At 31.0% G+C, this 16,139-nt stretch carries 18 protein-coding genes; 6 read left to right on the plus strand and 12 right to left on the minus strand.

The genetic code is table 11. The annotated features are described in order from the left end of the window. Positions 1 to 4 precede the first annotated feature (4 nt). From BLW23_RS23555 to BLW23_RS00905, 5 genes are all read right to left on the minus strand, one after another. Complete coding sequence (locus BLW23_RS23555) at positions 5 to 127, minus strand: hypothetical protein (RefSeq protein WP_255362698.1); 123 nt, start codon at positions 125 to 127, stop codon at positions 5 to 7. Next, positions 114 to 1,001, minus strand: coding sequence for an alpha/beta fold hydrolase (locus BLW23_RS00890; protein ID WP_093667371.1), 888 nt, complete (start codon positions 999 to 1,001; stop codon positions 114 to 116). Before BLW23_RS00890 ends, BLW23_RS23555 begins: the two co-directional genes overlap by 14 nt. A gap of 121 nt (positions 1,002 to 1,122) precedes the next feature. After that, positions 1,123 to 2,763 carry a DUF1501 domain-containing protein gene (locus BLW23_RS00895; protein ID WP_093667372.1) on the minus strand — a complete coding sequence of 547 codons (1,641 nt, stop codon included), beginning with the start codon at positions 2,761 to 2,763 and terminating at the stop codon, positions 1,123 to 1,125. A 19-nt stretch (positions 2,764 to 2,782) separates the two neighbouring features. Beyond that, positions 2,783 to 4,417 (minus strand): DUF1800 family protein, encoded by a 1,635-nt coding sequence (locus tag BLW23_RS00900; protein ID WP_093667373.1) that lies wholly within the window; start codon positions 4,415 to 4,417, stop codon positions 2,783 to 2,785. Positions 4,418 to 4,549: 132 nt separating this feature from the next. Beyond that, entirely contained in the window at positions 4,550 to 5,083 is a 534-nt protein-coding gene (locus tag BLW23_RS00905) for a cupin domain-containing protein (protein WP_093667374.1), read from the minus strand. A gap of 232 nt (positions 5,084 to 5,315) precedes the next feature. Between BLW23_RS00905 and BLW23_RS00910 the strand changes: the two genes are divergently transcribed. Then, positions 5,316 to 5,714 (plus strand): NUDIX hydrolase, encoded by a 399-nt coding sequence (locus BLW23_RS00910; RefSeq protein WP_093667375.1) that lies wholly within the window; start codon positions 5,316 to 5,318, stop codon positions 5,712 to 5,714. 495 nt (positions 5,715 to 6,209) lie between these two features. Here BLW23_RS00910 and BLW23_RS00915 read toward each other — a convergent pair whose 3' ends face one another. Next, positions 6,210 to 6,581: an Imm41 family immunity protein gene (locus BLW23_RS00915; RefSeq protein ID WP_093667376.1), complete on the minus strand. Its 372-nt coding sequence runs from the start codon at positions 6,579 to 6,581 to the stop codon at positions 6,210 to 6,212. 125 nt (positions 6,582 to 6,706) lie between these two features. On the opposite strand from BLW23_RS00915, the gene BLW23_RS00920 reads away from it, so the two are divergent. Next, the gene (locus BLW23_RS00920; RefSeq protein ID WP_093668402.1) at positions 6,707 to 7,057 is read left to right on the plus strand and encodes a winged helix-turn-helix transcriptional regulator; all 351 of its coding nucleotides are present in this window, start codon (positions 6,707 to 6,709) and stop codon (positions 7,055 to 7,057) included. Here the strand turns inward: BLW23_RS00920 and BLW23_RS00925 are convergent. The 6 genes from BLW23_RS00925 to meaB form a co-directional block, all read right to left on the minus strand. After that, a complete protein-coding gene (locus tag BLW23_RS00925; protein ID WP_093667377.1) occupies positions 7,054 to 7,656 on the minus strand; it encodes a short chain dehydrogenase in 603 nt (200 codons plus the stop codon). The two genes, BLW23_RS00920 and BLW23_RS00925, sit on opposite strands and share 4 nt — an antisense overlap. A gap of 3 nt (positions 7,657 to 7,659) precedes the next feature. Next, a complete protein-coding gene (locus tag BLW23_RS00930) occupies positions 7,660 to 8,061 on the minus strand; it encodes an ACT domain-containing protein (protein WP_093667378.1) in 402 nt (133 codons plus the stop codon). A 156-nt stretch (positions 8,062 to 8,217) separates the two neighbouring features. After that, positions 8,218 to 8,856 (minus strand): peroxiredoxin-like family protein, encoded by a 639-nt coding sequence (locus tag BLW23_RS00935; protein WP_093667379.1) that lies wholly within the window; start codon positions 8,854 to 8,856, stop codon positions 8,218 to 8,220. Positions 8,857 to 8,987: 131 nt separating this feature from the next. Continuing rightward, positions 8,988 to 9,707 carry a helix-turn-helix domain-containing protein gene (locus tag BLW23_RS00940; protein ID WP_093667380.1) on the minus strand — a complete coding sequence of 240 codons (720 nt, stop codon included), beginning with the start codon at positions 9,705 to 9,707 and terminating at the stop codon, positions 8,988 to 8,990. 443 nt (positions 9,708 to 10,150) lie between these two features. Then, positions 10,151 to 10,501: a tRNA-binding protein gene (locus BLW23_RS00945; RefSeq protein ID WP_093667381.1), complete on the minus strand. Its 351-nt coding sequence runs from the start codon at positions 10,499 to 10,501 to the stop codon at positions 10,151 to 10,153. Between the two features lie 285 nt (positions 10,502 to 10,786). Further along, positions 10,787 to 11,878, minus strand: coding sequence for a methylmalonyl Co-A mutase-associated GTPase MeaB (gene meaB / locus BLW23_RS00950; protein ID WP_093667382.1), 1,092 nt, complete (start codon positions 11,876 to 11,878; stop codon positions 10,787 to 10,789). 183 nt (positions 11,879 to 12,061) lie between these two features. Between meaB and BLW23_RS00955 the strand changes: the two genes are divergently transcribed. The 4 genes from BLW23_RS00955 to BLW23_RS00970 all read left to right on the plus strand — a co-directional run bounded on the left by BLW23_RS00955 (position 12,062) and on the right by BLW23_RS00970 (position 16,052). After that, on the plus strand, positions 12,062 to 12,613 hold the full coding sequence (locus BLW23_RS00955; RefSeq protein ID WP_093667383.1) for an RNA polymerase sigma factor: 552 nt from the start codon (positions 12,062 to 12,064) through the stop codon (positions 12,611 to 12,613). After that, a complete protein-coding gene (locus tag BLW23_RS00960; protein ID WP_093667384.1) occupies positions 12,606 to 13,187 on the plus strand; it encodes a hypothetical protein in 582 nt (193 codons plus the stop codon). The genes BLW23_RS00955 and BLW23_RS00960 overlap by 8 nt, the downstream gene beginning before the upstream one ends. Beyond that, entirely contained in the window at positions 13,144 to 14,709 is a 1,566-nt protein-coding gene (locus tag BLW23_RS00965) for a hypothetical protein (RefSeq protein WP_093667385.1), read from the plus strand. The genes BLW23_RS00960 and BLW23_RS00965 overlap by 44 nt, the downstream gene beginning before the upstream one ends. Positions 14,710 to 15,083: 374 nt before the next feature. After that, the gene (locus tag BLW23_RS00970) at positions 15,084 to 16,052 is read left to right on the plus strand and encodes an alpha/beta fold hydrolase (protein ID WP_176829723.1); all 969 of its coding nucleotides are present in this window, start codon (positions 15,084 to 15,086) and stop codon (positions 16,050 to 16,052) included. Positions 16,053 to 16,139 lie beyond the last annotated feature (87 nt).

Consider the following 16,139-nt stretch of genomic DNA (forward strand, 5'->3'; position numbering starts at 1 on the left):
AAACTTATTGAGACAAATCATTCGCACTGTCTTGATCTCCCTTTACAAAACCTAGGCACATTTGTAGTACCATAGGCTGATTTTGTTGGTAAATCTTTTCAAAGGTTTCTTTATTATTGGTTGTCATTGGCCAGAAAGTTATTCAAGGTTTGGTTGAACCATTCAGGTTGGTCAAACATAACAAAGTGCTTACTATTTGAAGCCATTGTAATGGACTTATTTTCTAACAGATCATATTGTTTTTCAAAGTTTTTTTGCGCGATATCGATACTTGGAAAAGAGGCTCCAATAATGAGAGTTTTACACTGGATTTTCTTCAAAATAGTTCTTTGATCTAATTTTAACAAATCGATATATCCATATACCCAAGTTTTACGATCTGCTTCTAGTATCCAATTGCTAATCTCTTCAGCTTTAGTTTTATTATTTGTCATGTTGGAAGCCATCATCGCAGTCATTTCTTTAAATTGATTCTCATCCATTTCTAACATTTGCTTCGTATATGGGCTTTCGTAAAAGAGGTGTTCGGCTTTCACGTTGGGCATCATAACCTCGCGCATACAAGGAAGGGAATCTACCAAAATAATTTTGTTTACTTTATGTGGAAGCTCCGAGGCGACATCAATAGCAAGGTTTCCCCCCATACTATGACCAATAATAATCATGTTGTTGAGGTCATTCTTTTTGATGTATTCGATTATAGCATTTTTTACACTGGAATACCAAGGCATTTTTATGGGATTATTTCCATTAAACCCGGCGTATGAAAAATAGTATGCTTTACCTTTTGTTTGCATTTGGCTATATGTTTCTCGCCAGGATAATCCCGAAACAGTGAAACCCGGTAAAAACAAAATTGGAGAACCATTTCCTTCTGTAGAAACTTTTATAGCATTGGTTATTCTCGAGTTTGGTTTTTCTGATTCTGTTTGAAATGAATAGCTAAATGTTGTACATAAAGTTATTAAAAGTATTAACGTTGTTTTTATCAATCGTACCATAATGTGTTTTTTAAAGTTGGTTTTACCCTTTGATTACAAAAAACACATTTGTTACACTTTTAAAATTATTTTTTTAATTAAGAACAATTTTTAGAAGTTCGTTTTATATTGAGGTTGATTATTAGAGTTTAAAAAGTTTGTGAGTTTCAGCTTTGCCATTGTGTCGAATTCTTAAGAAATAAACTCCAGAAGCCAGTATTGGTAATGGAATAGTAATTTTATTGTTTACGGAACTTTTACTGTCCTTTAAAACAAGTTGTCCTTTACTATTAAATAATTGATATTGTGTAGAAAAAGATTCTTCTAAAGTATTTAAGTGCAGTAAGTCATTAAAAGGGTTCGGGTAAACAAACCATTTTTTATCATTATTTAGAATAGGATTGTCGTAAGAAGATAAAGTGTCACCTAAGCAATTTGAAGCAACGGAATGAGACTCTTTAAGTAACTCGGAAACCTTCAAATCGGTGAAACTTTGATTAACTGAATGGTTAAAAAAAGTAGTGTCAATTACTAAGTTACTAGCTCCTAAAAAGTCTTGTAGTAACGTACCAAATATCTGCCTGTAGTCATGTTGTACTGTTTCTATTTGATAATTGTTGTTACTTGTAGCTTCTGCGAGGTTTACATTTGTGCCTGAAACTCCTCCTTTAACTGGATTTCCAAAAACAAACATTGGAGCAATTTCACCATGATCTGTACCTAGGTTACCGTTTTCTTTGGCTTTTCTTCCGAATTCCGAAAAGGTAAGACCCACAACATCGTCAGCTATTGTTTGAGAAGTTAAGTCGTTCATAAAGGCATTAACAGACTCTGAAACGGTATTTAATAAATCATAATGCTTCCCTTGAATATCATTTTCTTCTTGGTTTTGACTATTATGAGTATCGAAACCACCAATTCGAACCATGTAGATTTTCGATTTCAAACCGCCACTGATAAGTCTGGCGACTGTTTTTAATTGATTAGATAAATCTGTGTCTGGATAGGAAACATCATTTTGCCCGTTGTTAAATGCATTTGAAATAGATTGAGAGTATTGATTTGATAAATTACTTGTGTTAATGATGTATTGTAATTCCGTTCCAAAATCAGAATTTGGAATATTAGAAGGAGGAGAGCCTCCTAAACCGTTCAGTTCTGTATAAAACCCAGCAGGATCTTGACCAGATATATTGATAGAAAGTCCATGTTCTTCTTCTCCATGAAAACCTAATTCGGTTTTACTTGAACCTATTTGAACACCCAGAGGGTAGTTTTCTCTTAATTCTTCTGAATAGTATTTTTCAATAAATCGACCAATCCATCCTGAGTCATTTCCATTATCCCAACCGTTACCATCGTTTCCAGTGGAGTAGAGGTCTTTTGAAGCGAAATGACTTTTGTTTTGAGAGGGATATCCAACAGATTGCAAAACTCTGAGTACTCCCTGGTCATATAAAGATTTAAAACCAGTTAAAGCTGGATGCAAGCCTAGTTGTTGGTTTTCAGATAAAGTACTATCTAAAGTAATGAGTCCGTTGCTACCAGAATTAGGGATTTTTATAGTGGGACGAAGATTAGAGTATTGGTCGTATTGATTGATAGGTATTAAGGTATTTAAACCGTCATTACCGCCTGCTAAATTTATAAGAACCAACTTTCGATTAGACAAGTCACCACAATCCGTAAGATTATTAGCTTTCAGCATAGCACTTAATTCAAAAGGCATTAACCCTAAAACGGAAACAGTAGAAGTAAGTTTTAAAAAAGATCGTCTTTTCATGATGTTAAAATTTTAGAGGTTACATTAATTGAAATTCAGGAGCATTAATCATTCTTGTAATTAGAGCATTTAAACGAGACTTTACAATGGTGTCGTCACCTGTTCCTTCATATTGTAACCAAGCATTGGTCCAATAATAATCAGGAAAACCTTCTAAAAGATTTTCTGCGAAGTAATCTTTTCTTTCATTGTTAATGCTTTCAATATATAAATAATCAGAAAGTTCTGTTATTAGTTCAGTTGCATTTGAGGGATTTGAGATATTCGTTTTAATAAAGTCAGGGAGATTTAACTCCGCTCGAATTCTCCCATTATTTCCAACCTTATTTCTTCCTGTAATTAAGGAATCAATCATTTTATACCTTGATAATACAGTATTTGATGAAAACCAATGACGATCAAAATCGGGTTCTTGATAGTGAGCAGGATATCCTGCAACAGAATCTGGTCCCCAAAGATTCATTCCAGCAGCGGCTAAATACGAGTTATGAATGAAGTTGAAAAAAGTATAGAAATAACCATCATTGTTTAAAGGATGAGGTATATCAAGTTTAAAAAAGGAAATAGTTTCGCTAATTAATTGCAATGGACTTTTAATAATACTTCCTAATATTTCATCAGTTCCGTTAGAATCGTCTAAATCATAAAAATGATTGGAGGTTAGCAACGTTTTCAGCGTTGGAAGTATTTCATAGTTGTCATTTTTTAGTTGAACAGCAAGTGGGATAATAATATTATTTTCGACATCCTCATTCCATTCACTTTTTACAAAAAAACGATACAATTTTCTACAATAAGAAATAGCAGTGGCATCCATAGAAAAAACCATTTCTACATATTCATCTAATTCGCCAACAATACCTTCTTCTGTGTTTTTTCCTAAAATTGTATGTTCATTAAAGGCCTCACTGAATATTTTATCGTTCTGATCGTGTTGGTTAATAGCAACTCTTCCTTTTGGTAAGTTCGTATCGGAATCTATGATACTACGATCTGCCTGAGTTTTTATTCCAGAAAATACTTTTGCGGTTTGTTGAATATCATGTTCAGTATAATTGGTGTAATCTCCACTTCCATTTTGTGGCCCTTTTAAAATGGTAAACAACTCTAAAAATTCTCTGGCATAATTTTCATTAGGGTTATTGGCATTGTTTTGGGTATTGTCAAGATAATTCAACATGGAATTATCGAAAGTTATTTTTTTAGCTAACGTTTTAACATTACCGAAAGCAAAGCTCTCTACTAATCTTAAGTGATCAAAAAAATGTGTTGATGATCCAGCTCCTTCGTCTTTAGAGACCGTAAATGATGTATGGAGAAAAAAAGTAAGTTTTGCTTTAAGAGAACACTTATTAATGGTATTGTACCACCACCATGATGTTACAATACGCCTTTTTCTTCCCTGACCATTAAATGTATTGGGGTTTTCAGAAGACGATGTCCAGTTTCCATCTGGTGATCCATTTGGAAGAGGGTCATAAGGCTCCGTCCATTCTGTATTTTGACTTTCAGTGAGTTTTGAGAAAGCCTGTTCAGGTGTTAATTCAGCGAATTCATTAAGTGTTTCAATCGTATAATCGAATGAAGTTCGTCGTAAAAGGTGTTTCGCCTTTCGAAGTCCTAATACTTGTGTATATTGTTGTAAACCATTCATTAATTTAGGGGATAGAAATGATCACTCAATATAAATAAAAAATATTAAAGCGCTGAAAAATAGATGTTAAGGTAGGGTTTTCTTCGTTGGAAGTTAACTTGCCATAGATGAAAAATTAGTTGAAAACTCTGGTTATTTCTTTACAAACTTTACCCCATATTTGTTTGCGATAGTATTTATGACGGACTTTGAAGGCCTTCCATTTTTTGAGGCTTCAGCCATTTCACTAAAAAACTTTTCAAAGCCTCCAGGTGTAATGGTATTCATAGTGATGCCTGTTATTGTATCCGTGTTTACAAATCTATGAGGTATACCTCTCGGTAAACGAATAAAATCGCCTTGCTTCGCTTTCATTTTTTTCTCTCCACAAGTAAACGTGTATTTTCCTTTGAGTACATAGAATAGCTCATCTTCATTTGAGTGCACGTGTAATGGAGGGCCTCCTTCAGGTGGAGTTTCGGTTATAATTACTGAATAGGTACCGTTTGATTGACTACTTAAGATTTTGCTAGTTATTTTAACACCAAGTAAGTTCCATTTTTCTCCCTCATCGGAAGAAACATAAATCATTTTTTCATTGCTATGATGATGTCCAGATTGATTGTTTTTGCAGCTCAGGCTTAAAATTGAGAAAAAACTCAAAAAAAGAATCTGTTTTATAGTCATAATAAAGGGTTGTTTTTATTCAAAAATGTTAATAATAAATGTTTACTAGTGTTTTTAACGTTTTGGTGCTTAAAGGTATAAAATTGTAGATATGAAACCCTTTATTATAGTTTTTATATTTTGAAAAAATGATCAATGAATATAGTTATTTTTGGTATTTCGAAAATATAAACGAATACTTCTTTCAATTGATGAATAATCTTTTAAAAGGAAAAAATAATACCTAAATAAAATGAAGGAGATTGATAAAATCGCATATATAGAAATAAAAGATGGTCAGATACTAAGTACGAGGTCAAAAGGAAAAGATAAATATTACATTCCAGGAGGTAAAAGAGATGAAGGAGAAAATGATGAAGAAACATTGATTCGAGAAATTTTTGAAGAGCTGAAAGTAACGATTGATAAAGAGACCATAAAATACGTAGGAACGTTTAAGGCGCAGGCTGATGGAGCTACGGATGGAGTATTAGTGAAAATGACTTGTTATGAAGCCGAATATTCAGGAACATTAGTCGCTTCAAGTGAGATTGAAGAACTAAAATGGTTAAGTTTTAGTGATATTGATTTAGTTTCAGAAGTGGATAAAATAATTTTCAATTCTTTGAAAGAAAAAGGAAAACTTCGGTAATAAAAAAAGCAAGTAAAAACTTAGAGATAGGTGTATTTACTTGCTTTCGGGGGACAACACTAAAAGTTTGGTTAGTATGATTCACTACATTGTCATAGCAAACATAGCTATTCTTTTTTGATAAATTTTACGGATTTCCGTAGATGAGGTGATTTTTTTTAAAAAAAAATAACTTAATTTTTTCTAGGCTATTTTACTGAACATTAGTTCAATAAAAAATGAGCAAAATAGATGTATTTGAAATAGAAGTAAAAAAAACAATCACCGAGTTAACGGTGATTGAATGCTATCGGGGGACAACACTAAAGTACATACATTTGTATATACGAGATTGTAAGTTTGAATGTATTACGAGGCAAATCTACAAGCTCTTTTTGAAATTTTATTACGGGTATCCGTAGAAAACAAACTTTTTTTTAAAAAAAATAAAATCGCTATTTTTTTTAAGAATAGTGACTCTTTATAATTTGGTAAGAGAAGGGGTAAAGGCTTGTTTTATGTTTTCTTAGTAAGATTTTCAAGCTCTTCCAAAAGTGTTTCAAATTTATCTCCTGACGTATACGGAGAGAAACTACTAAAATAGTAAGTCGCTAAATCATAAATCAATTCATATGCCTTTTCATAGTATTCATCAGAGTATTCTTTTCGAAAATTTCTATGTGTAGACCAATTTTTAATAAAATGAGAGATATACCAAACTCCTTCAGCAATATTCCTGTTCAAGATAATATGGTCATTTGTTTTTTTACATTCTTGTAATAAATTATTTAACAAATTTAAAAAAGCGCGGTGATTCCAGTTTAAATCTGTTCTTAACTCAAGTAAAAAAGAGCCTTCTTTAGCATCGAATTCATCAATTAATTTCATGTATTATTCTGTGTATAATTTGCTCGAAATTTACAATAAAATGAATGTATGAATTTAGCTATAAAAAATATAGTAACATAAAAAAAAGAAGTTTTGTAACTTTGTTAAAATTAAAAAGAAACTGTATGTATCAAATTAAAGGTAAAGAATACCCTTGTTGTACGAGTGTAACGATGGGAATTATAGGAGGAAAGTGGAAAACGGTTATTTTATTTTACTTAATGGACGGAACACTTCGCTATAATGAACTAAGAAAAAAAATGAAAGGAGTTACAGAAAGAACCTTGAGTTTACAATTACAGCAACTTCAAAAAGATGGCGTAGTAAACAGAAAAGTGTATACATCAAAACCACCTTTAAAAGTTGAATATTCATTAACAGAATTTGGAAAAACCTTAATTCCTTTATTAAATGCAATTGCAGATTGGGGGATAATAGCTGCTGAAAATTATAACGAAATTACTGCGGTAAATTAATCATAAAAACGAATTATATTTCCATTGTCTTTCCCTAGAACACTTCTAACATAAGCATTAATAACTTTATTGGTAGGTATAGGGTTGTGCCCAGGGAAATAGTCTTTATATTTTTCATAAGCATCTTCCACAACACCTAAAGAAACTGCGTTAACTCTTAAATTATTGGGTAGTTCAAGAGATACCGCTTTTACAAAGCTATGAATAGCACCATTGACCATTGCGGCGCTTGTTGTTTTCAGAACTGGATCGTCTGCTAAAATTCCTGTCGATAGTGTAATAGATCCATTAGGTTTTAAAAAGTTTTGGGCAATTCTAACCAAATTAACCTGCCCCATTAACTTACTTTTAATACCTATATAAAAGTCTTCTTCAGTTAAGTTTTTGAACAAATCCCATTTCGCTTCTCCAGCAATGCATACGATGGCATCTAGGTTATCTATATTTTTTAATGTGTTTTCTATAGACTTGCTATTTGCGATGTCAATAGTTAAATCCCCAGTATTTCTACCGGCAATTAAAACATCATGTTCTTTAGAAAAATGAGATGAAACTTTTTTACCTATAGTTCCGTGACCTCCAATAATTAGAATTTTCATGTATTATATTTTTTGATTTGTCATGGCCAATAACGATGACATGGCCTTTTCTTTGTCCTTTACGTCTACAAAAATATGGTCGTGGTAATATCCAGCGATTACATTACAACTAATATTACTATTCCCCAATTTACTAGAGAAGGCTGCGGTTAGCCCAACAGCATCTAGAGAAGAATGGATATTAAGAGTAATCCATGCCGCTACATAGTCGTAACTTAAGCCGTATTTATCGGCATGTTCTTTTGATAATACCAGGGTAACTCCTTCGGATTCTTTTATTTCGCAAATGGTGATTTCTCGAGGAATATGATCACAGTTTTTTATGGTCGAGAAAACATATTCTCCCTTATTAAGAATAGGTTCCATTTCACTTATTAGTATTTTCAGATTTGTTTCTCCTGACATAGAATAGAGTCGCTTAATTATTAGACAATTGTTTTGTAGGCTTCCGGATCGTAATAAAAATCGTTGTATTCTTTTATCTGGATAAATTTAGTGATATAATTTTAAAAAAAGGGAGTAATGTTACATTACTCCCTTTAATAAGTTGCTTTTTATGAGTTACTTAATACTATTTAAAATTTCTTTTGGATCAGCCCTTTCGGTATAATCTTCTGGAATAAAAGCATAGGTGATAACTCCTTCAGGGTTGATAACATAGGTCGCGGGCATTGGTAGCTCATAATCTTTATTTCCATTGTGTTTTGGAACATCAATATCGAAAGAATGATACACCTCTCTTAAATTTTCTGGTAATTGAAAAACAAGTCCCATTTGTTTAGCCACCTTATTATCAATGTCGCTTAAAACTTCAAACGATAAGTTGTTTTTTTCAACCGTATTTAATGAGTTATCAGGAGTTTCTGGAGAAATAGCGATTAGTGTGGTCGAATATTTTTCAAATTCAGGTAATAAATTCTGTAAAGCTTGAAGTTCTATATTACAATAAGGACACCATCCGCCACGATAAAAAGAAATTACAACAGAACCTTTGGAAAGAGAGTCTTCTAATCTTACTTTATTTCCCAGGGCATTTGGGAGCTCAAAATTGTTAACTGAATCACCAACCTTTAGTGCTTTATCGGAGATATTTTTATTTTTAAGATTTTGAGTGCTTTGGGCCATAATGACCAGTTTTTCTTCAGGAATAACTTTTAATGATGCCTCTTTTTTGGCTTTTAATTCTTCTATTAAATTCATATTTCTATCTTTTTTGGATTAATACAAAAACAAAGATCAACTAGAAAGAGAAGTGAAAAAATGGAAAATATTCCTAAAAGATGTCATATTTTCTCAATAATTTTTATTGAATTTTTTGATTTTAAGAGAGTTTAATACTGTTTTCTGTATTGAGTTGGGGTTACTCCAACATTTCGTTTAAAATATTTTATAAAATAATAAGGCTCTCGGAAACCTAATTGATAGGCAATTGTTTTACTAGAGTCTTTTGTAGTAGTTAATAGTTCTTTTGCTTTTTTTATAACATGCTGACTAATAATGAAGCAAGGTGTGGCGTCAGTTTCTTTTTTAACTTCATTTATTAATTTTTTTAAAGGTATGTTTAACATTTCAGCATAAGCAGCGGCGCAATAATTATTTTCTATGTTTTCTTCAATTAAATGCACAAAGTTATTGAATAGTGAATCTTCATTTTTTTGAATAAGACTTTCTTCCATTTTTTCAAAAATAATAGTGAGGTAGCTCATAATTAAAGATACGTTATCTTTTGATTCAGAAGAAAGGGAAAACAAAAGAGATTTAACTAATGGAATATTTCTTAAATTATTTATTTGATAGTTTTTGGGAAACGAGGAAGCTATAGGAAGAGTGTCTTTGATCAAGTCATTTTTAAGAGTTAAAACATACCCTTCATAAAAAGGGGATGTGCTTGTAACTTTAAATGTATTATCAAAATATAAAAAACTCTTTTTAGGAATGTGAAAAGAATTTTCAAGTGATTGAATAGAGGCATCGCCGGCAATCATAAATAGAATATTTACATCTAAGCCAGAATAAGTAGATTGATTTTCTAATTTTTGAATAGACCACATAAAAACTATTGTTAATTTTTTAGAATTAAAAAGTCGTTTTTTTTAGTAAAACTTACTTATGTGAATACGTTATTGTGGCTTTTAATTCAAGAAAAATTAATATGCTTATTAGCATAAGCTCTAATAAGATGTAGGCCCATCCTAAATAGGTTGTTTTCTCTCGATGTTTAATTACTAAAATTAGAGATATAATGCAGTAAAGAAAGTTTAGAAACGCAATTATTCTTAAATGATTATTGATGTTTTTGTCGCTATTACAATAAAAATAAACATCCAATAAAATATAAAAACAAGGGAAGCTCGCAAGCAGGTATAAACTAGGAATAGGAATTCCCACAAGAGCATTAAAGTAAGTGAAAATAAATCCTAAAAAAAAGGCAGAGCATAAAGCTCCGATACCATCGATTAAAAATAAGGTTTTAGGAAGTTTTTTTATTTTTTTACTAAGCAATTTTAGTTCCGTTTTTTACCATTCTTTCCGGACTGAGCAAGGTTACTTCTTTTTCATCTCCTAAACCACCCAAAACAAGACACTCACTCATCATATTGGCAATTTGTTTTTTAGGAAAGTTAACCACAGCTACTACCTGTTTGCCAATTAAGTCTTCTGGTTGATATAGTTTTGTTATTTGTGCCGAAGTTTTTTTAATTCCGAACTCTCCAAAATCTATCTGCATTTTATAGGCTGGATTTTTAACTTTTTCGAAAATTTCAGCATTTATTATGGTCCCGATTCTCATGTCTACTTTAGTGAAGTCAGTCCAAGAAATTAGATTAGTATTTGTATCGTCCATTAGGTTATTGTTTTTTATCAAAAATACACGTTTTTTTTCTTTGACTTAGGTATTGGTAAATATTAAAATGCAAAAGGTTAAAGAGTTTGTTTCGAGTGATTTATGTATTCATACCTTATCATTATACGTTTATTCTTTCAAGTACTACGCTTAGTATCTTTATTTATAAACAAACAAATAATTTATAGATATTTGAAATGTTAATAATAAGTGTTGTTACTAAGCAATAAAGATTAGAGGCAAAGAGAAATTAGAATGAAGAGAAAAAGGTTTAAATGTAGGGGTTTAAACCTTTTTTTTATTTTCAGACTCTTTTAGAAGTCTATTCGCAGAACTAAAAGGAGTTGTTTTACCGTTTTCTAATTGAGAGATTTCAGTATTCAATAATTCTTTTATTCTTGGATCATTATAAAAATTATCCTTTAGTTTTTGATTAATTGTTTCGAGCAACCAAAATTTATTTTGCTTATTACGTTTTTTATCAAAAAAGGACTTTTTCTTCGTATCAATAATATAGTCGTTAATCATATTGTAAACAGTATCGATACCTTTATTTTTAAGAGCACTAGCAACTAATACTTTTGGAATCCAATCATTCTCTTTTGGAGGATATAAATGCAAGGCTCTGTTAAATTCAATTTTGGCGATTTTAGCATTTTTTGTGTTATCACCATCCGCTTTATTAATAACAATAGCATCCGCCATTTCTATAATTCCTCTTTTTATTCCTTGAAGCTCATCACCAGCACCAGCAAGTTTTAGTAATAAGAAGAAATCAACCATTGAATGAACGGCCGTTTCTGATTGACCAACTCCTACAGTTTCAATAATAATACTATCATAGCCAGCGGCTTCGCATAAAATAATGCTTTCTCGAGTTTTTTGTGCTACTCCTCCTAAAGATGTTCCAGATGGAGAAGGGCGAATAAAAGCATTTTTATCGGTAACTAATTGCTCCATTCTTGTTTTGTCACCTAAAATGCTCCCTTTGTTAATAGAGCTACTAGGATCAACCGCCAATACAGCAACTTTTTTATCCAAACTAGTTAAATATTTACCAAAGGCTTCAATAAAGGTACTTTTACCTACTCCAGGAACTCCCGTAATTCCTATTCTAACAGAATTATTAGCGTAAGGTAAGCAAGCTTCCAAAATTTCATTTGCTTTTTTCTGATGCTTTTGGTTCGTACTTTCAACTAAAGTAATTGCCCTACTTAAAAAGGTAATATTTCCTGATAATATTTTTTCAACAAATTCTTTTACAGATGGTTGCTTTCTCCTGTTTAGCTTAATCTTTTCAGCAGAAGACTTATTGGTTGTTTCAGGTTGTGAAATACCATCTTTTTCAGTTAATGCAGACTTGTTTTTTTTTGTCATTTAACTTGGTAAACAGTGGTTGTGTTATGGTCATAAAAAGTGAAAACTCTTTTCTAATCTAAATTCGAGCAGAAGAAGACTTATTTTCATATGTACGCTACATAATGTAAATTTAAAAATAAAATTTTAGGGAAAATGCAACGAACAAAAAAATATCTCGTCTATTAGAACAAGAAACCAAAAATGAGAGTGACTAAACAGCTTCATCAGCCCATAATAGAGGCTTGCAAATTAAATGATGCAAAAGCGCAAATGCAGCTGTATGATTTATATTGTGACGGGATGTATACAATAGCATTACGATATGTAAAGGATACTTATGAAGCTGAGGATGTAATGCAAGATGCTTTTATTAAAGCGTTTAAGAAAATACATTTGTATAAAGAAGAGGTTACTTTTGGAGCTTGGTTGAAAAGGATTGTTATTAATCAAAGTATTGATTGGTTAAAGAAGAAAAAACTAGCAGTTGTTCCTATAAATGAAGAAATAACAACAGTTATTGATGATGATGATAATTGGCAAGTAACATCAAGAGTAGGGTATGATGAAATTGTTAGTTGTATTAATAAGTTGAAAGAAAAATATAGAATAGTACTTACTTTATATCTTTTAGAAGGCTATGATCATAAAGAAATCTCACAAATTTTAGGAATTTCGGAAGTTACTTCTAGAACTCATTTAATGAGAGGGAAAAAACAAGTACAAGAATATTTAAAAACCTCATATTATGCATAAAGATATTAGGGAAGTATTAAAGAATAACGTAGATAATAAGGAGAAATTATCTCAGAATCATAGAAATCGTTTTCAAGAGAGATTAACGAAAGAACTTCATGAAGAGAAAAAGGAAAGGTTTTCATATAAATGGTTATTTGTAGCGGCATCAATAGCTTTATTATTAGGAGTAACTTTTCAAGTGTATATAAATACAACTGTTATTGAACCGGTGCCTGCTCAGGATACTGATAAAAGTTTAGATATTAGTACCCAGCGTATAAGTTTAGGAAGTATTTCTCCAGAATTAAAAACTGTAGAATCATATTACATAAATACAATTAATTACGAGTTAAGTCAATTAGAGTTAACTGAAGAAAATAAAGAATTATTTGATGGTTATATTTCTCAATTAGAGGGGTTAACTAAAGAATATAAGTCGTTAACCGATGAGCTCAATACAAAAGGGATTAACGATGATACTATCAATGCATTGATTGGGAATCTGCAATTACGTTTACAGCTGTTAAAACGTATGCAAAAACAATTACATGAATTTAAAAATCCAAATCAAAATGACATTCAAACCATTTAAATTAAGTGTGCTCTTATTGTTGATAACAAGCGGAATTTGGGCGCAAAAAGTAGAAAAGAAATTTAACGAAAAGTTTTATACGAATAAAGATGTAACAATAGATATAAATGCTTCAAATGCCGAAATAGAGGTAACTACTTGGAACAAAAATGAAGTATCCGTTGAAGCCGTTATAGAAATAGAAGGGCTTGATAAAGAGAAGGCTCAACAATATTTAGATAATTGGAAATTTGAGGTTTTAGGAAATAAATCGAAAGTTGAAGTAAGAGCAGATAAAGGAAGATTTAAGTCTTTTGGTAAAGATAATTTTATTGTTTTCAATGAAGGAGAACATGTATTTCCTCAAGGAGCTGATATTATAGAAATACCTGAAATAAATTTTGGAGAAATCATGAGTTCTGAAATGATGGAGAATTTGATTGTTGTTCCTGAGATAAATTTTGGAGAAATTATTATTCCTGAAATTGAAGAGTTGGAGTTTGATTTTGATAAATATGCGATAGACGGAAATACTTATTTTTTTGATTGGAAAGACGGGGTAAATGATGTGAAAATTCGTTCAAAAAAAGAATGGGAAGAGTTCAAGAAATCGAAGAAATATAAAAAGCTAAAGAAAGAACAAGAAAAAATTAAAAAAGAGCTCAAAGCAAAGTCAAAAGAATTAAGTAAAGTTAGAGAAAAGCAAAGAAAGGCGATGAAAGAGCATAAAAAAGAGCTTTTGAAAGCTAACCGAGAGCAGAAAAAGGCTTTGATAGAGCAGAGAAAGGCTTTTGTTGAGGCTCGAAAAGTAATTGAAAAAATTAACTCCAAAGAAAGAAGAGAATCTATAGAAAAGGCGAGGTTAGTTAGTAAAAATGGAAATTCTTTTGTGTATTCTTTTCCACCAGGAGATTCGAATGATTTGTTTGTAAATGGGAAAAAGGTTAAGATAAATAAAAGAATAATTATTAAAGTACCAAAAGGAGCTACTTTCGATTTAAATACACGCCACTGTAAGGTGAAGTTGCCGAAAACCAAAGCTTCTGGTAAAGTTAGTTATGGTTCGTTTAAGGCAGATGCAATTAACGGAGGGAAATTAAATGTTTCATTTTCTCCGGTAATAATCAATTCATTAAATACTTGTTCTTTATTTTTAAATAATGTAACCGATGCTCAATTAGCATCGGTTACCGAAACAATAGTAGAATCAAAATCGTCTGATGTTTTGATAGAAAACTTATATAGAAATGTTCAAGTAAGCAATAGTTTCGGAGATTTAGATATTCAAAAGGTTCACAAAGGGTATAATACATTTAAGGTTTATTTGAACTATTCCAATGCTATAATTGGAGGAGCCGAAATTGACGGTCATATCATATATACAAATCAAGAGCAATCTTCTTTTTACCCGACTCGATCTTCAAAAGAGTTCACGATTGAAAATGGAGATAAAAAATTGAATGGAAATTTTAATTTGACATCAAAGGATAATAAAATTCAAATTAAAGGGAAGTATTCTCAATTGAAAGTAAAGACGATGTAGATAGGCTTTTTTAATTGAATAATATCACCGCATTTTATGCAAATGTTTTATTGAGTGATCAACTAGCAATCTGATAAATAGTTGTAATTCATAGATTATTTTTAAAATTCTTCTTTTAATTTTTCCGTAGGAATATGTATGGTCAGTAAAGACTAAAAAAACACCTATATAAGCTATTCCTGTGTTCTATAGATGTAGCTTTTACCTTTCCTTTTCTAATTTTTTTTAAACTATACGGAAACAGTTTCCGTATTTATATCATCATTGGATGATATTCTTTTAGATTTGTAGTATAAAAGCCGTGTGAGAGGTTTAGGATGAAAATTCCTGTATCTACTCGACTACAAACCGGTTGTAAAACATTAAAAACTACGATGAAATTAATACTGAAAATATTCAAGTGGATTGGTAAAATATTAGCAGGAATTGTAATTCTGATATTGATATCAGGATTATGTTTTCGATTATTTAATACGAAACCTATTCTACCAGGAAAATTAGTTGATGTAAAAGGAACTAAACTTCATATAAGAGCAGAAGGGAACAAAAATAATTTACCAACTCTTGTCCTTGAATCGGGTGCTGGAAATGACACAGACGTGTTTCATTGGATTGCAGAAGGTTTGAAAAAAAATATGAGAGTTGTACGTTATGATAGAGAAGGGAAATGGTTTAGCGAATCAAGTAAAGATAGTATTACACCAGAAATTTATGCTCACCAATTGCACAATTTACTGGAAAAAAACGGTGAAAAGCCTCCTTACATATTAGTTGGTCACTCAATGGGTGGTCCTTATAATAGAATATTCAGAGACCTATATCCAGATGAAGTAAAAGGGATGGTTTTTCTAGACTCAAGTCATCCAGAACAATGGAAACGATTGGCTGAAAATGGATTATTTGAAAAAAATCAAATCAGTTTAATAAAAACTCTTGCAGTCCTTTCCGATATGGGAATAATGGGAGTTTATAATTCAATAAGTAATCCAAAATATATGGATGATAATTTACCAAAAGAATGTCAGAATCGTAAACAGAATCTCACTTCTTATTCGGGGAAAATTTATCGTAGATATTTAAAGGAGAATACTATAAATAAGGCTATTCTTTCAAGAACAAGTCAAGTAAGTAAATTAGATTCATTACCTGTTTTAGTTTTTACAGCAAAAAAACAATTTGGCGATCCCGAAATATGGTTCGAGATGCAAAAAGAACTAAAAAATTTATCTTCTAAAGGAAAACACTTTTATATTAATGGTAATCACGGTTCCATAATTACAAAAAAAGAAAACGCTAAAGTAATTAATAAAGAGATACTTTTAATGGCTAAATTAATTAATTAATTAAAAAAGTAAAAAACGTTTCCCGTTTCCCAAGCGTATTATAAATAATAGCGGTTTAAGTGCTAAAAAGAAAATGGAAATCTACTA

It is taken from the genome of Tenacibaculum sp. MAR_2009_124, assembly GCF_900105455.1.
Taxonomy (GTDB): Bacteria; Bacteroidota; Bacteroidia; order Flavobacteriales; family Flavobacteriaceae; genus Polaribacter.